Source organism: Chloroflexus sp., from assembly GCF_034435895.1.
In the GTDB taxonomy this organism is placed as follows: domain Bacteria; phylum Chloroflexota; class Chloroflexia; order Chloroflexales; family Chloroflexaceae; genus Chloroflexus.
The window spans coordinates 1-17502 of the sequence record NZ_DAOTWH010000031.1 but is presented as its reverse complement, the minus strand read 5'-3'; the positions used below and the strand labels follow the sequence as shown (position 1 = coordinate 17502).

12 protein-coding genes and 1 pseudogene are annotated in these 17502 nt (G+C 61.5%); 9 read left to right on the top strand and 4 right to left on the bottom strand.

Translation table 11 applies throughout. The features are described 5' to 3' along the window. The coding region (locus U9R81_RS01750) for a PfkB family carbohydrate kinase (RefSeq protein ID WP_322493821.1) at nucleotides 1–840 on the bottom strand (840 nt) is incomplete at its 3' end. 122 nt (nucleotides 841–962) lie between these two features. On the opposite strand from U9R81_RS01750, the gene deoC reads away from it, so the two are divergent. Both deoC and sucD read left to right on the top strand, forming a co-directional pair. Further along, nucleotides 963–1754, top strand: coding sequence for a deoxyribose-phosphate aldolase (deoC, locus tag U9R81_RS01745; protein ID WP_322493820.1), 792 nt, complete (start codon nucleotides 963–965; stop codon nucleotides 1752–1754). 90 nt (nucleotides 1755–1844) lie between these two features. Further along, entirely contained in the window at nucleotides 1845–2738 is an 894-nt protein-coding gene (gene sucD, locus U9R81_RS01740; RefSeq protein ID WP_322493819.1) for a succinate--CoA ligase subunit alpha, read from the top strand. Between the two features lie 88 nt (nucleotides 2739–2826). Here sucD and U9R81_RS01735 read toward each other — a convergent pair whose 3' ends face one another. Next, the gene (locus U9R81_RS01735; protein WP_322493818.1) at nucleotides 2827–4464 is read right to left on the bottom strand and encodes a GAF domain-containing sensor histidine kinase; all 1638 of its coding nucleotides are present in this window, start codon (nucleotides 4462–4464) and stop codon (nucleotides 2827–2829) included. A 117-nt stretch (nucleotides 4465–4581) separates the two neighbouring features. Between U9R81_RS01735 and U9R81_RS01730 the strand changes: the two genes are divergently transcribed. Then, the gene (locus U9R81_RS01730) at nucleotides 4582–4902 is read left to right on the top strand and encodes a non-heme iron oxygenase ferredoxin subunit (RefSeq protein WP_322493817.1); all 321 of its coding nucleotides are present in this window, start codon (nucleotides 4582–4584) and stop codon (nucleotides 4900–4902) included. A 238-nt stretch (nucleotides 4903–5140) separates the two neighbouring features. Further along, the gene (locus U9R81_RS01725; RefSeq protein WP_322493816.1) at nucleotides 5141–5431 is read left to right on the top strand and encodes a PspC domain-containing protein; all 291 of its coding nucleotides are present in this window, start codon (nucleotides 5141–5143) and stop codon (nucleotides 5429–5431) included. Between the two features lie 95 nt (nucleotides 5432–5526). Here U9R81_RS01725 and U9R81_RS01720 read toward each other — a convergent pair whose 3' ends face one another. Beyond that, on the bottom strand, nucleotides 5527–6228 hold the full coding sequence (locus U9R81_RS01720) for a metallophosphoesterase (protein ID WP_322493815.1): 702 nt from the start codon (nucleotides 6226–6228) through the stop codon (nucleotides 5527–5529). Between the two features lie 525 nt (nucleotides 6229–6753). Further along, the gene (locus U9R81_RS01715) at nucleotides 6754–7818 is read right to left on the bottom strand and encodes a hypothetical protein (RefSeq protein WP_322493814.1); all 1065 of its coding nucleotides are present in this window, start codon (nucleotides 7816–7818) and stop codon (nucleotides 6754–6756) included. A gap of 233 nt (nucleotides 7819–8051) precedes the next feature. On the opposite strand from U9R81_RS01715, the gene U9R81_RS01710 reads away from it, so the two are divergent. The 5 genes and pseudogenes from U9R81_RS01710 to U9R81_RS01690 all read left to right on the top strand — a co-directional run. Next, a complete protein-coding gene (locus U9R81_RS01710) occupies nucleotides 8052–10883 on the top strand; it encodes a glycosyltransferase family 39 protein (protein ID WP_322493813.1) in 2832 nt (943 codons plus the stop codon). A 15-nt stretch (nucleotides 10884–10898) separates the two neighbouring features. Beyond that, entirely contained in the window at nucleotides 10899–12140 is a 1242-nt protein-coding gene (locus U9R81_RS01705; protein ID WP_322493812.1) for a glycosyltransferase, read from the top strand. Beyond that, nucleotides 12140–14203: a glycosyltransferase family 39 protein gene (locus U9R81_RS01700; protein WP_322493811.1), complete on the top strand. Its 2064-nt coding sequence runs from the start codon at nucleotides 12140–12142 to the stop codon at nucleotides 14201–14203. The genes U9R81_RS01705 and U9R81_RS01700 overlap by 1 nt, the downstream gene beginning before the upstream one ends. Nucleotides 14204–14304: 101 nt before the next feature. Continuing rightward, entirely contained in the window at nucleotides 14305–16809 is a 2505-nt protein-coding gene (locus tag U9R81_RS01695) for a hypothetical protein (RefSeq protein ID WP_322493810.1), read from the top strand. Between the two features lie 334 nt (nucleotides 16810–17143). Next, nucleotides 17144–17502: pseudogene (locus tag U9R81_RS01690) on the top strand (hypothetical protein); the annotation flags it as partial.

The window sequence follows — 17502 nt, the reverse complement described above, 5'->3', positions numbered from 1 at the left end:
CCCGCCGAGGCCGCGGGTTTTGAGCGCAGCGGCGGCGCTGGCGAAGCGCAACGCTGCCGGCAGCGGATCGCCGCGCAAGAGGGCGAAGAGCAATGCGCCGTGAAAGACATCGCCGCAGCCGGTCGTGTCGACCGGTTGGGTGGGGAAGGCGGGGGTGTCGATCACGTCACCGCCGTCGCAGGCCCAGCTCCCCGCTTCGCCGGCAGTGACGACAATCAGGCGCCGGTAACGGTTGTATAAAACCTGTGTCGCGGCGGCCAGATCAGAGAGGCCGGTCACAGTGCGGGCAAAATTGGCCGATACGACGATATCATCGCAGAGCGGCAGTAATTCCATCACCGCTGGCTTGACCCGTTCGGCGTCGATCATAATGCGCCCGCCAGCGGCGCGCACCTGTTGCGCGGCGGATAATGCCGCCGGCAAGTGGCTGTCAATCAGCAAAGCGCGGGTTTGGGAGGCGAGTTCTGGGGGGAAGACAAGGTCAGCAAAGACGGCTGGTTCGTTGTACCACCAGACCGTGCGGCGGTCGCTGCCCGGCTCGGCCAGCACAAACGACACGTGTGATGAACCGGGGCGGGTGACTATGAACGAAGTATTGATGCCGAAATGAGCGAGTTCAGCGCGAATCGCATCGCCGTAGTGATCGGTGCCGACGGCGCTCACTAGCGCCACAGTGGCCCCTAACCGGGCTAGCGTGGCCAGTGCCGTCGCCACCGGGCCGCCTCCCATCTCGGTGCGTCCAGCGAGGGGTTGTTTCAGACCTAAGACCGGTGGTGTGGCTGCTACGCCAATCAGATCCCAACTGGCGATCCCGACCCCAATCACATCAAATTGCGGCATATTAACTCCTAAGGCAGTATTGCCTATCATTGCTATTCAGCCAATCACTTGCTTGCCTGTGCTACAATAGCAAGGTGTAATGATGCCGGATCAGTGCGCCAGCCGTCAAGAGGAGCGTTGTCGTGGAAGACCTGATTGCGCAGGTGCGCGCGCAGATGGAAGCGTTGGTCGGGTTGCCGTCCGGGACGCAACTGCCGAACCCGCCGTCGCTGCCTGCTTCAGATACGCCGATTGCAAGTTACATTGATCACACGCTGTTGAAACCCGAAGCGACTGCCGATCAGATCGATCGATTATGCCACGAAGCAGAGCGCTACCGCTTCGCCAGCGTCTGCGTCAATCCACGGTATGTCGAGCGATGCGCGCGCGCGTTGGCCGGGTCGCCGGTGCGGGTCTGTACAGTTATCGGCTTTCCCCTCGGCGCAACCACGACGAAGGTTAAAGTGTTTGAGACGGTGCAGGCCATTGGGCATGGCGCGCGCGAGGTCGATATGGTGCTGGCGGTGGGTGCGCTGCGTGGGCGTGAATACCATGCCGTTGCTGACGATATTCGGGCCGTGACCGATGCCGCTCATGCCAGTGGCGTGCTGGTGAAAGTCATCCTTGAAACCGGCCTGCTCACCGATGTGGAAAAGGTGATGGCGTGTCTGCTGGCCGTGCGGGCCGGGGCCGATTTCGTCAAGACCAGCACCGGTTTCGGGCCGGGAGGGGCGACAGTGGCCGATATTGCCCTGATACGCGCGGCGGTCGGGCTGACGATCGGGGTCAAGGCATCGGGCGGCGTACGCTCGTTGGCGGCGGCGCAAGAACTGATCGCTGCTGGCGCGACCCGCATTGGCACCTCGGCGGGGGTGGCGATCGTGCAAGAAGCGGAAGGCGCCGCGCCGGAGCGGCCAAGTAGTGATGGGTATTAAACCGGGGCAGGGAACAGAGAAACGGGATTGCAGATACACATAGTAGCTCGACACGAGTAATAGATATGAAAAAAGCACAAGGAGGCGCGCGTGAGCATCCTGATCGATGCCAATACCCGATTGCTGGTGCAGGGTATTACCGGGAAAGAAGGCGAGTTTCATACCCGCCAGATGCTCGACTATGGCACGAAGGTCGTGGCTGGGGTGGTGCCGGGGCGGGGTGGCCAGACGGCGATCGATGGGCAGGTGCCGGTCTTCAATACCGTGTCGGAGGCAGTGGCGGCGACGGGTGCAAACACAGCGGTGATTTATGTGCCGGCGCCGTTTGCGCCTGATGCCATCCGTGAGTCGGCTGCTGCCGGCATTCCCCTGATCGTGTGCATTACCGAGGGCATCCCGGCGCTTGATATGGTCAGCACCTACGCCTTTGTGCAAGAGTGCGGCGTGCGGCTGATCGGGCCGAACTGTCCCGGCCTGCTGACGCCGGGAGCGGCCAAAGTTGGCATTATTCCCGGTAATATTGCGATGCCCGGCCCAGTGGGGATTGTGAGCAAGTCAGGCACGTTGACCTACGAAGCGGTGGATGCCCTCACCCGGATTGGCATCGGCCAGAGTACGATCGTCGGTATCGGCGGCGACCCGATTATTGGCACCAACTTCATTGACGTGCTGGCGATGTTTGAGGCCGATCCGCAGACGGAAGCGATTGTGTTGATTGGTGAAATCGGCGGCACTGCCGAGCAAGAAGCGGCGGCGTACATCAAAGCGCACGTGACCAAGCCTGTCGTCGGTTTCATTGCTGGCCAGACGGCGCCTCCCGGCAAGCGCATGGGCCATGCCGGCGCGATCATCAGCGGCGGCGAAGGCACCGCGCAAGAGAAGATCGCTGCATTAGAGAGCGTGGGGGTACGGGTGGCCCGCATGCCGACCGACATTGCTGGACTGGTGAAAGAGGCCTTGGCCGCTCGCGCGGCGTTGGGATGAAGCACAGTAAGGGCGGGTTGTAAGTAGGGGCGGGTTTGAAACCCGCCCTTACGAGTCAGGGGGCGGGCCTCAAACCCGCCCCGCTCGATCACCGTGATTGATTCAAGGGGATCCGCAGCTCAACCGTCGTCCCCTGCCCGATTTCGCTGCGGATGCGCAGATCGGCCCCAATCAGGCGCGCCCGTTCTTTCATATTGAGCAAGCCAAGGCTGCCACGGTTGGCATAACCGCTCTCAACGGCGGCGACATTAAACCCGCGCCCGCGATCGCGCACGCTTGCGACAAAGTGATCTTCCTCGACGTAGAGGTAAATCGTGATCAGATCGCTCTGGGCGTGCTTGCGGGCATTATTGACCGCCTCTTGGATGATGATAAAGACAGCGGCTTCAATTTCGGGCGGCAAGCGCGGTACTTGTGATGGCGCTTCGAGGCGCAGCTTAGTGTCGTGACCAGAGGGATCGCGCCAGCGATCAACATATTGTTGCAGCGTGACCAGCAACCCCTGCGTCTCAAGGCCGAGCGGGCGTAACTCGAAGAGTAGGGTGCGGATATCATGCGTCGTCTTCTGCACGAGTTCGGCCAGCGTATCGAGTTCGGCGGGCACCCGTTCGGGCATCGCCTTGAACAGACGCTTGATAAACTCGATATTCATCGCGATGGCAGCAACGCTCTGGGTAGGGCCATCGTGCAGATCGCGGGCAATAGCTGAGCGCACCTCAGCCTCTTTCTGCAACAGCCGGTCGCGCTCTTCCTTGAGGCGCTGGTAGAGGCGGGCATTCTCGATCGCAATGGCCGCCTGCGCTGCCAGCGTCGTCAGCAATTGCATATCTTGCTCGGTGAACGGCTGGCCATTGGCCTTATTGAGCAACTGCATCGCGCCAATGACCCGATCCTTCACCCGCATCGGCACACAGACAATCGAATGGGTGACAAAATCGGCTTCGCGGCTGATCGCATCGTACCAACGGGGATCGTGTTCGACATCGTTGACGATCTGGCCCACGCCGTGCGAGACCACCCACCCAGCAATGCCACGGTCGGCAGGCATCCGGTACTGGCGCTGCTCGCCGGGAATTTCTAACACCAGCTCGCGGGTGTCTTCGTCAAGGATAAAGATCGAACAGCGTTCGGCGCCGACCACCTTTGGCGCGCGCAACTTAATATCATTAAGCAGGCTAGTGAGGTCAAGATTGACTGCCAGCGACTGGCCGATTTCGTAGAGTAAATGGAGTTCGCGCAGATCGCGCTCGGCGCGGCGCAGCATCGCGAGCTTATCAGCTTCACCGCCAATGGCGCGCACCAAGAGTACCAGTAGCTCTTCATCAAGCGGCGGAGTGCTGCTCGATTGCTGGTTGGCGCGGCTCACGACCAGATGGAGGAGACCAACCCCTTGGCCGCCGCTCTGCAACGGCAACTCGATCAGATCGCGGCTGTCGTCGATCGAATACGAACCGACAATTGGTTCGCCGCTATCATCGCGGCGGGCAAAGCCATCGCGAGCCTGCTCGATCAGCGAGAGCGTCTCGGCGTCGAGCTGACCACGGGTGACTTTGGTTGTTTCGCCGTAGGGCGAGATGTAGAGCAGCGCACCAGCTTGGGCCGGCCAGAAAGCGATCAAACGCTCAAGCGACGCCTGTAAGAGATCGGCCACTTCGTGGTGGCCGCCGGCAATAAGCAACTGGCTAAGGGTCTCTAGTTGGCGCTGATTAATCGCGAGCGGCGGCATACGATCACCTCGATTTGTGGCAACAGGCGCTACGTGCAAGAGGTTAAGGACGTTTATCATGGTGTATTAGCTGTACTGTAACGGATCGATGATAGGGCTGTCAATGGAATAAAGGTTATGGAACGGTTCAAAATGTGCCATCTCAGTGAACTACCTCCCGGACGGATGCGCTATGTTGAGATTGATGGCTTGCCGATCGGGCTGGCGAATGTTGCCGGCACGATCTACGCTTTCAGTGATAGTTGCCGGCACGAGGGCGGGCCGCTTTCGGCAGGAGTTTTGATCGAACACACTGTCACCTGTCCGTGGCATGGCTGGACCTACGATGTGCGTACTGGCAAGAGCATCGTGCCACCGGTAGGCTTGCAGATCGCCACCTATCCGGTCGAGGTGATCGACGACGAGATCTTTGTCATCGTTGATTGGTCAGCGATGTAATGCGTGAGCATAGCTTCCCTGCTCATATTGTAATCGATCTTTAATCTTAAGTAAAATACTACAAAACATAGTTTAATTGCAATACAATGCATAAAAATATTTGGTACTTTATCACCATAACGCACAAACATCATCAATATCAAAAGACAGATGCTAGACTGTCATAGCTAGCCATGCAACTGGCAAGCGCTAGCCATCGTCACATAGGCGAGATAGGTTTGGTGTGGGAGGAGGAGATATGAACACGCAAACCCAACGTCTGTTGCGAGCGCGCGCGGGCCGGATGGTGGCCGGCGTTGCCGGTGGATTAGCCAACTATTTCGGAATCGATCCGATCTTCGTACGGCTTGGCTTCGCGATCTTGATCTTTTTCAACGGGATTGGCGTGGTGCTCTATATCGTGTTGTGGCTACTGATGCCGAATGAGGATGCCGCGCCAACCGACAACAACCTCGACGTGGCGGTGGGTGAGATGCGGGCGATTATCGAGCGGATCATCGGCGATATTCAGGATATATTCCGCCGGTGATATATAGAGACGCACAGCCGTGCGTCTTTACATGAATTCCCGCACGGCAAAGCGACGCACGGCCGTGTGTCTTAGAGACGCACAGCCGTGCGTGTTTAGATGAATCCCCGCACGGCTACCGGCCCAAACCCCAAATAATCGCAGGAGGTCAATTGATAATACACCCCATCAACCCGCCCTTGCACAGCGTTATCCCAGTCGTACCGGCGGTGGAGATGGCCGTAGATGCACGCGGTGGCATCGCTAGCGGCGATCAGACGGGCAAACTCGGTCGGCTGGCGATTAACGAACGGCGGGAAGTGGATCATCACAATCAACGGTTTACCGACCGCTAAAGCGCGGCCCGCTTTCAGCGCTCGATCAAGCAACCCCAGCTCGCGCTGGTAAATTGGCAGATCCTTCTCAGCAAAGCCGGGAGTTTCCGGCGTAATCCAGCCGCGGGTGCCGCAGACTACTGCCTCGCCGATATCGAGCGCATCGGCGCCAATCAGGCGCAAGCTCGGCGGCAAGTGGCGGCGGATCGAATTAACGCTGCGCGGGCACCAATAGTCGTGATTGCCACGAATCAGTACCTTCGTGCCGGGCAAGGCATCGATCCACTGCAAATCGAGCAGCGCGTCTTGCAATTTCATTGCCCACGAAATATCACCGGCGATTAACACCCAATCGCCGGGCGCCACCCGGTCGCGCCATGCTTCGGCAATGCGATCGGGATGATCCTTCCAGCCGGGACCGAAGATGTCCATCGGCTTGGGACGAGCGAACGAAAGATGGAGGTCAGAAATTGTCCAGATCATAGCGTCTGATAATAACAGGCATGGCGGCGTGATGCAACTGGCAAAGCCGTAAAGAGGGGGATGAATAGCCACGAAGAGACGCAAAAAACACAAAACGATGCTTGTGGGTGTTGTGTCTGGTCGGGCTGTGGTGGCGAAGTCCGCGGTGCGGGCTGATCGATGAGTGATGGTATCCCGTGCTCGCGGGAGATTGCTTCGCCGCCTGCGGCGGCTCGTAGTGACAATGGGGGGCGGGTGGCGCGTTCACCCGATGTCATTGCGAGGGCGCGCAGCGCCCGAAGCAATCTCCCGCTTTAGCGGAAACAGGCCCCTGTGCGGCGTGCTCCCGTGCTCGTGGGGGATGGCTTCGCCGTGCGAGGGGCAGAGCCGCACGCTACCCCTACCGCGTGGCTCGCAATGCCAAGGGGGAGTGGGTACTTTTTGCGGCTATCCCTGCTCCGGCATGAAGGGCCGGGCTATGCTGGTAGAGTGCGCTGTGCAGACTGGAGAGTGTGCTTGTTTCTTTGGGAAGTTGCCGTTTGTCTCTTAGTGCTTTGTTTGTGATAGTATCTCGAAGTTGATTTTACTCTTCCTCACGCCTAACTTCAGCGTAATTTGTTCGGAACTCTGTACCAGATTGGCGGCGACAATTTCGCCATTTGGATTCGCCAGCACATATTCAATTGTGCAACCGCCGATAAAGATCAGGCGATCAGCCGAGAAAAGATGTTTCCGGATCATCATATCGCTGCCTACTTGCGTGATTCGTGCAGCAAGTTGGTAAAGCGGCGGGTCTGCGCGGCGCAGGCATTCAACCAAAAGTGCGCGTGCTAGTAATGATTCGGACTTGGTATCGGTCTGAGCTGGAGTGGCGCCGTCCGAGGTAGTGGTAACTATTGGCGGAGGAGTACATATCTGTGTCAGCTCAGAGTCGCATGCTTTGAGCAGTTCGAGGAATTGTTGGGGCGAAGCCGGCGGGGTCTGGGCCAGATTGCCGGCGATCGTTTTGATCAGATGGAACAGGGTTGGATGATGCTCATCTTCCGCTTTCGGATTCGGCAGCGGAAACGGTAACGTCTGCCATTTGCGCTGCGCAAAAGCAGAGGCTAATGCAGCGCGCAAAGTGTTGCTGTCGATAGCAGTTGTCACCGGGAAGAGTGTAAATTCACTGCGAAAGAGGGCAGTGAGCTTCGCGAGGCTATTTGTGACATTAGCCAGTGCATTAATAATTTCTTCTACACTATCAAGAGTAGATTTTATCGGCTCCAAGCTCAGGATTGATTTAGATGTAGTAACATCAGCCTCTGCTGGTAATCCATCTTGTGACCTCCTTACCTCGCGCTGGGCGGGAAGTGATATCCGTTGCCACGCCTTGAGCCGAGCGCGAATATAGTCCACTAACAATGCGTCGCGTTCATCAATAAGTCGATCAACGAACACGACCGGGCGTTGCTCAGGAACGGTCTCGGCAATCTGGGTGACTGCTGTAGCAGCGCAACGTTGCAACGCCCGATAGGCGGCAAGATGGGCAATGTGGCTCAGATGCTTTCGCTCGGTTGTGTCTAACGTGACGGTACTGGCGGAGGATGAAGAGGTGTTTTGGTCGCTCATAACCGCCTCCTTTGCAAGTAGTTTCTATTGTAGCACTCGCAACAGCGTTTCTTTAGTCGTATTGCCATATAACAACATATTCCTGTTCAGGTGCGGCAGTTGCACTGCCGCACTCCATAGGCCAAAAGCTACAGCGTCGCGCCTTAAGCAATTATCAGCCCGCTATAAGCCGCAGTTCAGACCGATTGGCGGTATAATGGCCGTCGGCATTGGGCCGCACGGGTAGGAGTGTCATGGCTGTTAGCGATCGTTCAACCAGAGCCGAGTATGTGCGCGTGACCGTGAGAGGGACAGATGTTCGGGCCACGGTACGCGCGTTGTTGTTAATCTTGGCGCTGGCCTTGCTGGCTGGGGCGATGGCGTATCAAGCGCCGCCGCAAGGCCGGATCGCGATCGGCTGGCCCGGTGACCGGCTCTTTGTTGGGGTTAGTCCGGGGTTGGGCGCTGAACCGGTGCGGCGCGGCGAGTTGTTTGCTGATGAACTGACGCCTGATTCGCCGACGACGCGCTCGCGGTGGACGCGCGAGCGGGCCGTGGTGGTGCTGCCGAATGTCGGTGCTGGCTTGCCGTTGCAGGTGACGTTGGTGGCGCAAGGCTGGCCGGCGGAGGTTGGCGCGCAACCGGTGGTGACGGTCGCGATTGACCATTCGGTTGTCGGCGAGTTTACCCCAACCAGCACATGGGCCGAATATTCCTTTGCCGTGCCGGGGATTGCCCACCAGCACGGCGATCTGACGATCACGCTGCAAACCTCGGCGACGCTGGCCGATAGCCGCGATCCGCGCCAAAAGGGGGTGCGGCTGGCCGAGGTGCGGATCGAACCGGTGAGCGAACCGGCCACGCTCTTGCTGCCGGCATGGCCGGCAGTGGCCTTGCTCGGTTGGAATGCGGTGCTGCTCTACATCTTGTTGGCGCGGTTGCGGTTAAGTCCGGCGCTGGTGTACGGCGGCACGGCGGTGGGGATTGGTGCGGCGGCGATTGGTTTGGCAGTGGCCCGGATTTGGATGGCGGCGATCTTGAGTGTGGCGATGACCGGCTTGCTGGTGTTGCTGGTGATCGCCTATCGCCAACCGTTGCTGGCGCTGATCCAGATGCTCGTGCGGCGCTACAGCCAAGGCCGCGCGCTCGGTTATGGGTTGGTCGCGGTAGCGTTGCTCTGTTTTGGGTATGTGCTGTTGCACGCCATCGATTGGGCGGCAGCGGCTGGGGTGCGGCTGTTCTGGCAGACCTTCCCCGATTCGCTCTTGCTGGCTTTGCTGGGGACGGCGTTGGCGGCGTTGGGGTTGAACTATGGCCGGGCCGGGTTGCCGCGCCTGAGCGATGCGATCGTCGATTGGTTTGCGGCGCGGCGCGGCGCGTGGATCGTGCTTGGAACGTTTGCGCTGATCTGGCTGGGTTTTGAAGCGGTCGTCGCCGCAACGTTACCCTACGTGGGCCACGCCGATTATAGCGATAATGCGATCGTCGCGCGCAATCTTGTGCGCGGGCGCGGATGGGTGGTTGATTACATTAGCCAGTTTTATTATCGCTACGCAAGCCTCACCCGCCCGCAAGAGACGTGGCCGCTGTTGCAGCCAGTCTGGATTGCGCCCTTCTTTGCTCTGTTCGGCCCGACGGCGTGGGCGGCGAAGATACCCAATTTTATCTTTGATATCATCTTGGCGGGACTCATCTACGCGGTCGGGAGCTGGCTCTGGGATCGGCGGGTCGGGGTGACGGCGGTCATCTTCGTGCTGACCAACTATCTCTTCTTCCGGCTGTCGATCTACGTCACCAACGATCTGGGTTTTGTCGTGTTCAATATGGCCGCAATCGCGACCTTGCTGCGCAGCCAGACCGATCTGGCGCGGCGGTGGCGCTGGCTACTGGTTTCAGCCGTCTGCACCGGGTTGATGATGCTGCAAAAGCCGAGCGGAGCGATGTTCGCGTTCGGTATGGGTCTCTGGCAACTGTCGCTGATCGCCAATGAGCTGCGCACGGCGATTGATTGGCAGCAACGTTGGCAACGGCTACGCGCAGGGTTAGCGCCGGTGGTCGTCTGGTCGGCGGTGGCGCTGCTCATCCTTTCACCGTATCTCGCCCGCAACATGATCCTATTCGGCAAACCAGTCTACAGCACCGAAAGCTACGATGCATGGGTGCTCGACTACCGCGGTGTCAGCGGCGATGCGTGGTCGGAAATCTACCGTGTCTTTGCTCCAGAGTGGGGCGGGCCGGGTTTACCTGATCGCAGTTGGATCATGCGCTGGGGGTTTGACGCGACCCAGACCAAATTCGAGACGCAGGTGCGTGAGTTGCGCGCCTACCTTATGCCGGCATGGCCGGGCGCTCCCGAACCGCTGGCGGCGCTATTTAGCCACGACGCGCGCAAAAACATTCTCACCCCGCTGGGGGCATGGCTGGCGCTGGCCGGCGTCTTGGCTGCGGCAGCGTACCGGCGGCGCTGGCTGAGCCTCATGGTGTTTGCCTACACGCCGTACATCATCTTCATGCTCACCTACTGGCGCGCCAACGAAGAACGGTATTGGGTGATGATCATCCCGTGGCTGGCGTTGCTGGCGGCATGGATGATTTGGGCCGGTTATGATAAGCTAGCCGCGATCGGCGACCGGCGCTGGGCGCCGTTGGGGTTGGTGTTGGCGGTGGCAGCGATCGTGACGATTGTGGCTGGCTCACAAGCCGACATCGAAGACAAAGTGCGCAACGAACCGCGCATTTGGCAGCAAGATTTGGCGGCTTATGAATGGTTACAGGCTAACACGCCGCCGGACACGGTGATTATGACCCGCTTGCCGTGGCAGGTGAATTGGCATACTGAACGACCAGCAGTGATGATCCCGAACACGGCTGATCGCGCGTTGTTGTTGGAGATTGCCCGCTATTACGGGGCGAAATATTTGGTGTTAGAGAATCAAATGCGAGTTAAGGGCGACGCGGGCCGGTTGTTGGCGCCGCTGATGGATCACTCTAACCAACCGGGCATGGTGATCAACGGCTTTGAGTTGCTGTATGCCAGCCCGACGCCGGATTTTCGCGCCTTTATTTATCGCATTCCCGATTCGTGATGGAATAAGCTCGCCATGCGCATCTTAATGCTGGCTTCGTCATTGCCTAAATATCCTCGCGAGACGACCGCGCCCTTCATCGAAGAGATTGCGGCGGGCATCGCTGCGCGTGGCCACCACGTGACGCTGGTGGCGCCGTGGCACCCAGAACTGCGCCGCCAACCCCGCGAACGCGGGATCGAGCTGCGCTTTTTTCGCTATGCGCCCCACCCGGCGTTGAATATCTGGGGCTATGCGCAGTCGTTGCAGAGCGACACGCAGGTGCGCGAGCGGGCATGGCTGGCGGCGCCGTTTGCGTTGCCGGCATCGTGGTTGGCATTACAGCGCGAATTGCGACAAGCGCGCGCCGCTGGACGCCCGTTCGATTTGGTGCAAGCGCACTGGGTGTTGCCCAATGGCCCGCCGGCGGCGTTGGCGGCGTTAGCGGCGCGGCTGCCGCTCGTGGTCAGCTTGCACGGCAGTGACATTTATCTGGCCGAGACGCAGCGATTCATGGGAACGTTAGCCGGCTTTGTCTTCCGGCGCGCGGCGGCAGTGACGGCGTGCAGCGCCGATCTGAGCATGCGAGGCGTGCGCTTGGGCGCTAATCCGGCCCGCACCTTTGTGATTCCCTATGGAGTCAATCCAGCCCAGTTCCGGCCTGATCCGGCGGCAGCGCAGCAGTTTCGGGCCGAATGGGGCCTTCCGGCTGATGCGCCGCTGGTGTTAGGTTTGGGCCGGCTGGTGGCTAAAAAAGGGTTTAGCGTGTTGCTTGATGCGTGGCCGGCAGTGTTGCGGATGCATCCCACCGCGCGGCTGGTGATTGTCGGCTACGGCGATCTGCGTCCGGCGCTGGAAGCGCAAGCAGCGCGGTTGGGCATTGCGCCGGCGGTGTTGTTTACCGGCCAGCTTGACCGCGAACGCACCGCAATGGCGATGGCGGCAGCGGATATCTTTGCGTTGCCAATTGTGCGCGATGGTGTTGACGGTCTGCCCAACGTGTTGCTGGAAGCGATGGGCGCGGCGCGCCCGATTGTGGCGGCGCGAGTGGCCGGCGTGCCGGATGTGATTGACGATGGCGTGCATGGGTTGATCGTGCCGGAGCGCGATGTGGGGGCGCTGGCGGCGGCGATTGGCCGCTTGATCGCCGACCGAGAGCTGGCCGCGCGGTTGGGAGAAGCGGCTCGCCGGCGGATTGTCACCGAATTGACTTGGGAGAAGACCGCGGCGCGTTACGAAGCTGCCTTTGCTGCCGCGCTGCGCGGTGAGGGAGGGTGATGAACCGCCGTTGGGTTGCGTTCTGGGTGGTGATTGGTCTCGTCGCGTTGGGCTTGCGCCTCTACCGGCTCGATGCGCAGAGCCTCTGGCTCGATGAGGGCAACAGTTGGGCGATGGCGATGCAGCCATTGCCAGTATTGGTACTTGATCTGGTGCTGCCCAATGCGGCCTATCCGCTTTACCATCTGCTGCTGAAGGGGTGGATCGAGCTGGCCGGCGCGAGCGAGTGGGCGTTGCGGTTGCCCTCGGCGCTGGCCGGCGCGCTCAGTGTGCCATTGCTGGCGCTGGCGGCGCGGGCAGCCGCACCCGCTGAACCGCAACGAACGATCGCTACGGCAGCGGCGGCGCTGAACGGCTTGCTATCGCCGTTTGCCCTCTGGTATGCGCAAGAAGCTAAGGTCTACGCGTTGGTGTTGCTCGTTAGCGCCGCGCTGCTCTGGCTGGCGTTGCGCGCCGCGCAGAGCGATCGACTGGCGGATTGGGGCTGGCTGATCGGGCTGGTGATCGTTGCTTTCTTCATCCACCGGCTGACGGCGCTGCTGGCGCTGAGCGCAGCGCTGATTTGGCTATTTAGCCGTCCGCGCTGTTACGCATGGCCGATCGCGGCTGGCTTGCTGCTAGTTGGCGCGGGCATGATTGCGGCCATGGCCGCCGGGATAGGCAGCGACCGCGCCGCTAGCGGGGCGTCGATCGCGGCGGATCCGCTGCGGGCGCTGTGGTTGACCTTTACCCGGTTTAGTCTCGACCGCTGGCCGGGTGATCTGCCGTGGTGGTGGTTAGTGCCGTGGCTGTTGCTGTTTGGGTTGGGATTGATCGCCTTGCGCGCCGCACCGCGCCCAACGGCGCTGGTGATCGGGATCATGGGCGGCGTGCCGCTGGCCCTCTTTGGGTTGCAACTGTTCTTTACCCGCCTCTACGAAGCGCGTTACCTGATGATCATCTTTCCGGTGTGGGTGGTGGTGTTGGCAATGGGGGCTGCGCCTCGCAACACCGGGCCGGGTGTTGGATTATGGCGGGGGTTGGGCGCTCTTGCTCTTGCCGGTGCGCTGATCACCAGCGGTTTGGCGCTCTTCCAACCGCGCTTTGGCCTCTTTTCCGGCGATCCGGTCAAAGAACAGTACCGCGAAGCGATCGCCGAACTGGCCCGGCGGGTGCATCCCGACGATGCGGTGGTGATCCATCCCGGCTACTTGCGCCCGCTCTACGCCTACTACATGGCGCGGCTGAGCGCCGACCCGTCGCCAGAGCCGATCACCTTTGCCAACTTCTGGACGGGCGAGAACAACTATAGCCAGCGCGAGTGGGATGCCGAGCGGCGGGTGGCGCTGGCCGGCTATACGCGCAGCTTGCTGCTGATTGCACCCGACCATGCCCGCACCGTTGATCCGCCGCTGCCCGGCGACGAGTATGGCTTGGTCGGCAACTTCTGGGCCTTTAGCCGCGAACAGCGCACGTGGCCGTGCGGCATCTGGCGTTTTCAAGGGGTGCATCTCTTTTGCCAAGAAGCGCCGGAAGCGTACATTACTGGCGAGCTGGTACAGCCGGCGACGCCGGCGACAGCGACGTTCGGTGACGATCTGCAGTTGCTGGGGTACACGCTCAAGGCCACGACTCCCGCTGGGCCGGGGGTGTATCGGGCCGGGGGCAATATTCCGCTCAGCCTATTTTGGGATGTGGGCCGGCCATTACCCGAAGACTACAGCCTCTTTATTCATCTTTGCCGTGACTGCGACCAGCCGCCGGTCGCCGGTGATGACGGCCAACCGTTAGCCGGCTATCTTCCGACCAGCACGTGGTTGCCGGGCAAACCGGCCCGCGATGACCGGACGGTGCATGTGCCGCGCGATCTGCCGCCGGGGGAGTACCGGCTATTGATTGGTTGGTACCGGCCGTCTGACCCGTCGCCAGAGGGGCGGTTGCCGGTGCGCGGCGAGGGGGCGTTGAGTGCTGGCCGGTTGTGGTTGGCGACGATTGAGGTGGTTGGGGATGGGCGCAGCAGCGCAGGGCTGGGGAACAGCAGCGCTGTGCCCGTACGGGAGGGAGAGGGGGCGGGGCGGCGCTGAGGGCGCAGCAGCGCTGTGCCCGTACGGGAGGGGGAAGAGGCCGCAAGAGCTGCAAACGTCATTCTTATCTGTAGACGTTCAACTCGTTTTGCATCATTATTGTGCGTTCACTTCATAACAATCGCTATACCCAACATTGGCCGCTGCTGCTGGCCCTACTGATCGGCGCGGCGCTGCGGGTGGCGCTGTGGGGCAATCTGCCGCGGCTCGGTTTGATTTCCGACGAAGCCGAGTATTTGGCTGCCGCCGATTGGCTGGCCCATGGGCGTGGCTTTGCGTGGCATACTGGCTATCTCTGGACGCGGGCGCCGCTCTATCCGTTGTTTCTGGCGGCGCATGTTGCGCTGTTCGGGCGGAATCTGGCCGTGATTTTCGCCAGCCAGACGTTGCTCAGCCTGCTGAATGTCGGGTTGGTCTATGCCCTGACCCGGCGGCTGGTCGAGAGGCGGACAGAACATTTTACCCGGAACCCGGCCCTGAAGGGCCGGGCTATGGTTACGAAGCCCGCTTCGCGGGCTGATGGCCCTCACCCTCAGCCCCTCTCCTACTATCGCGGGAGAGGGGGGCAGCACCGGGCTTTGAGGCATCGCACCACGATCAACGCTTGTGATCGACCACATGTGTTGTCCGCACCTCAACGGCGGCTGGGGGGTTCGTCGCTGATTGCTGGTGGCGCAGCGTTACTCAGCGCGGTGGCGCTGCCATTGGCGGTGTACCCGCAGTTTTTGCTCAGCGAGACGCTGTTTATCACGCTGCTGCTGGCGGCGTTCTTGCTCTTGGCCGATCCGCAGCGGCGGCGGAATCTGCTGCTCGGTGGGCTATTGCTCGGTTTGGCAACGCTCACCCGTGGCTTGTTGCTCGGTTTCTTGCCGCTGGCCGCGCTCTGGATCGGCTGGCGGGCGAGCGGCGGCTGGCGCGAGCGGTTCATGGCGGCACTTCTACCCTTGCTGGCTGCTGGCGCGCTGATCGGGCCGTGGGCGCTCTACGCTTCGCGCACCTACGGCGGCTTGATCGTGATCGATACCACCGGCGCGTACAATCTGGCGCTGGGCGGGCGCACTGCTTACGACGGCGGGCGCAGCGATGCGCCGACGCGCAACTTCACGCTGGCCTTGCTCGATCCCACCCTCGATGATGGCGCGCGCGCGGCGCTGGCCGCCGGTTCGTGTCTCGCCCAAACCGGTGATCTACGCCTCAGCGCCGCGCTGGCGAAGCCGGTAACGGCGATCACCCAAGCCGAGCGGCAACGCTTACTCAGTGCCGAAGGGTGGTGCTTGATCTGGGCCAAACCATGGGCGTTCGTCGAGAAGACGCTGATTGAACTGGTTGATCTGTTTCAAATCAACTACAGCGGCGCCGAACGGCTGGCCGAAGGGTTTGCACTAGGGCGGTTGCCGCGCTGGTATACGCTGGCGCTGCTGCTGCTCGATGATACGCTCTACATCATCACGCTGCCGCTGGCGGTAGTAGGCTGGGCAACGCTGCGGCGCAAAGATGCTGGCGGCGCACTGCTTGGCTTGATTGGGCTGTGGCTGCTCTACAATCTCGCTGCCGCGCCGCTATTGTTTGCGATCAACCGCTTTCGCACGCCACTGCTGCCGTTTCTCTTCCCCTTGGCGATGTTCGCGCTGGCGGCGCTGCCGCACTGGCGGCAATGGCTGGCAAGCTGGCAAACACAGCTCTACGCCCTGTTAGCGCTCGTTTTGTGGCTAGTCGCCGCCACGCCGTACGCTTACCTTGAACCACTAACGCCGGGCGCGCCTTCCCGTTGGGCGTCGTACTTTGGCCCCTACCCGTCGGCGCTGGCGGCGGCCCAGATCGCATGGCAAAGCCGTCCGCAGTATGAGGCGGCGGTGCGCTTGGAAGCGGCGGTCGAACGCGATGATCTGGTGGCGTGGGCGCAGGCGCTGGCCGATCCTGCGTTGCCGGAGTATGCGCGGGCGGTAGCCGAGCCGTTGTTGGCGGTGCGGCGCGGCCAGCCGGCGCAGGGGTTGGAATTGTTAGCGCAAGGACAGCCGCTCTACCCTTGGCAAACGGCGGTAGTGCGCGGCGAGTTGTTGCGCCAGATGGGTGATCTGGCTGGCGCGCGCCAATGGCTGGGCTTGACGCTGGTTGATGACTGGAACCCGACGGCGTGGGCGTGGCGCTGGCTGCACCCGCCGCGCCTGCCCGGCGACCGGATCGATCTAGCCGATGATAACGACCTCGGCTATATTGATGGCTTCTATCTCGGCGAGTTTGATCCGGTGTTGGGGGCAACAGTGCGGTGGGCGAGCGAGACTTCCCGCTTGCGCTTCCCCGCGGCGGCGACCGGCCAGCCGCGCCAGTTCTGCGTGCGGGCGGCAGCCAACTGGCCGCCCGATCTGCCGTCGCCAACCGTGCAAGTGGCGCTGGGTGAGACGGTGCTGGGGATGTTCATGCCTGAACGCTCGTTGCGCGAATACTGCGTACCATTGCCGGCCTTGCCGGCGGGGGCCGATTATGTGATCACGCTGACCAGTCCCGGCTTCGTGCCCGATGCGCTCGATCTGGTGCGCCGGCAAGGGCCGCAGGTCGGGCAGGTACGGATTCTGGCCTTCCAGCTCGATTGGGCTGAGGTGCGGTGAGGGGGCGGTGGGTTCTGCCTTGTCATTGCGAGGGAGTGGCGGCGGCCAACGCAGGTGGCTGCCGTCCGACCGAAGCAATCTCCCCCTTCGGCGGAAAAGCGCCGCTCCCGCGCTCGCGGGGGATTGCTTCGGGGGCTGCGCGCCCTCGCAATGACAACCGGGGAGCGACCGGAAAGGCTCCGCTCCCGCGCTCGCGGGGGATTGCTGCGCCGCGTAAGGGCCGAGCGCCGCTCGGCCCCTACCGCGCGGCTCGCAATGACAAAAGGGGAGCGGTGGCTCGCAAGGACATAGGGGAAGTGTAGGATTGCATCTTGGCGTTATACTGAGGTCTGGCATGGCCATTGAACGGCGCCACAATCGACGCTGGTGGCTTGCGGTAGCGGCGCTGACTGCGCTGGCGCTGCTGTTGCGCTTGTTGGTCTGGCGCTGGCGCGAGCTGTATCCGCTGGGAGGCGATGAGGCCGAATATTTGGCGCAGGCGCTCACCCTCTTGCAAGAGCGGCGCTACGTCGAGTTGCGCTTGATGCGCCCGCCGCTCTATCCGCTCTTTCTCGCGGCTGCGATCCTTGTGGTCGATTCGTTGGTGCAGAACTTGCGGCTGGTGCAGGCGGTGATCAGCGCGTTGACGGTGCCCCTGATCGCGCTGCTGGGGCGGGCATTGGCCCAGCGCAGCGCGCCGCACGCGCCAGCAGC

What these genes read in the sequence shown, in the direction of transcription:
- U9R81_RS01735 (WP_322493818.1), bottom strand. Translation starts at nt 4,464, where the DNA reads ATGCCGCCGCTCGCGATTAATCAGCGCCAACTAGAGACCCTTAGCCAG.
- U9R81_RS01730 (WP_322493817.1), top strand. Translation starts at nt 4,582, where the DNA reads ATGGAACGGTTCAAAATGTGCCATCTCAGTGAACTACCTCCCGGACGG.
- U9R81_RS01725 (WP_322493816.1), top strand. Translation starts at nt 5,141, where the DNA reads ATGAACACGCAAACCCAACGTCTGTTGCGAGCGCGCGCGGGCCGGATG.
- U9R81_RS01720 (WP_322493815.1), bottom strand. Translation starts at nt 6,228, where the DNA reads ATGATCTGGACAATTTCTGACCTCCATCTTTCGTTCGCTCGTCCCAAG.
- U9R81_RS01715 (WP_322493814.1), bottom strand. Translation starts at nt 7,818, where the DNA reads ATGAGCGACCAAAACACCTCTTCATCCTCCGCCAGTACCGTCACGTTA.
- U9R81_RS01710 (WP_322493813.1), top strand. Translation starts at nt 8,052, where the DNA reads ATGGCTGTTAGCGATCGTTCAACCAGAGCCGAGTATGTGCGCGTGACC.
- U9R81_RS01705 (WP_322493812.1), top strand. Translation starts at nt 10,899, where the DNA reads ATGCGCATCTTAATGCTGGCTTCGTCATTGCCTAAATATCCTCGCGAG.
- U9R81_RS01700 (WP_322493811.1), top strand. Translation starts at nt 12,140, where the DNA reads ATGAACCGCCGTTGGGTTGCGTTCTGGGTGGTGATTGGTCTCGTCGCG.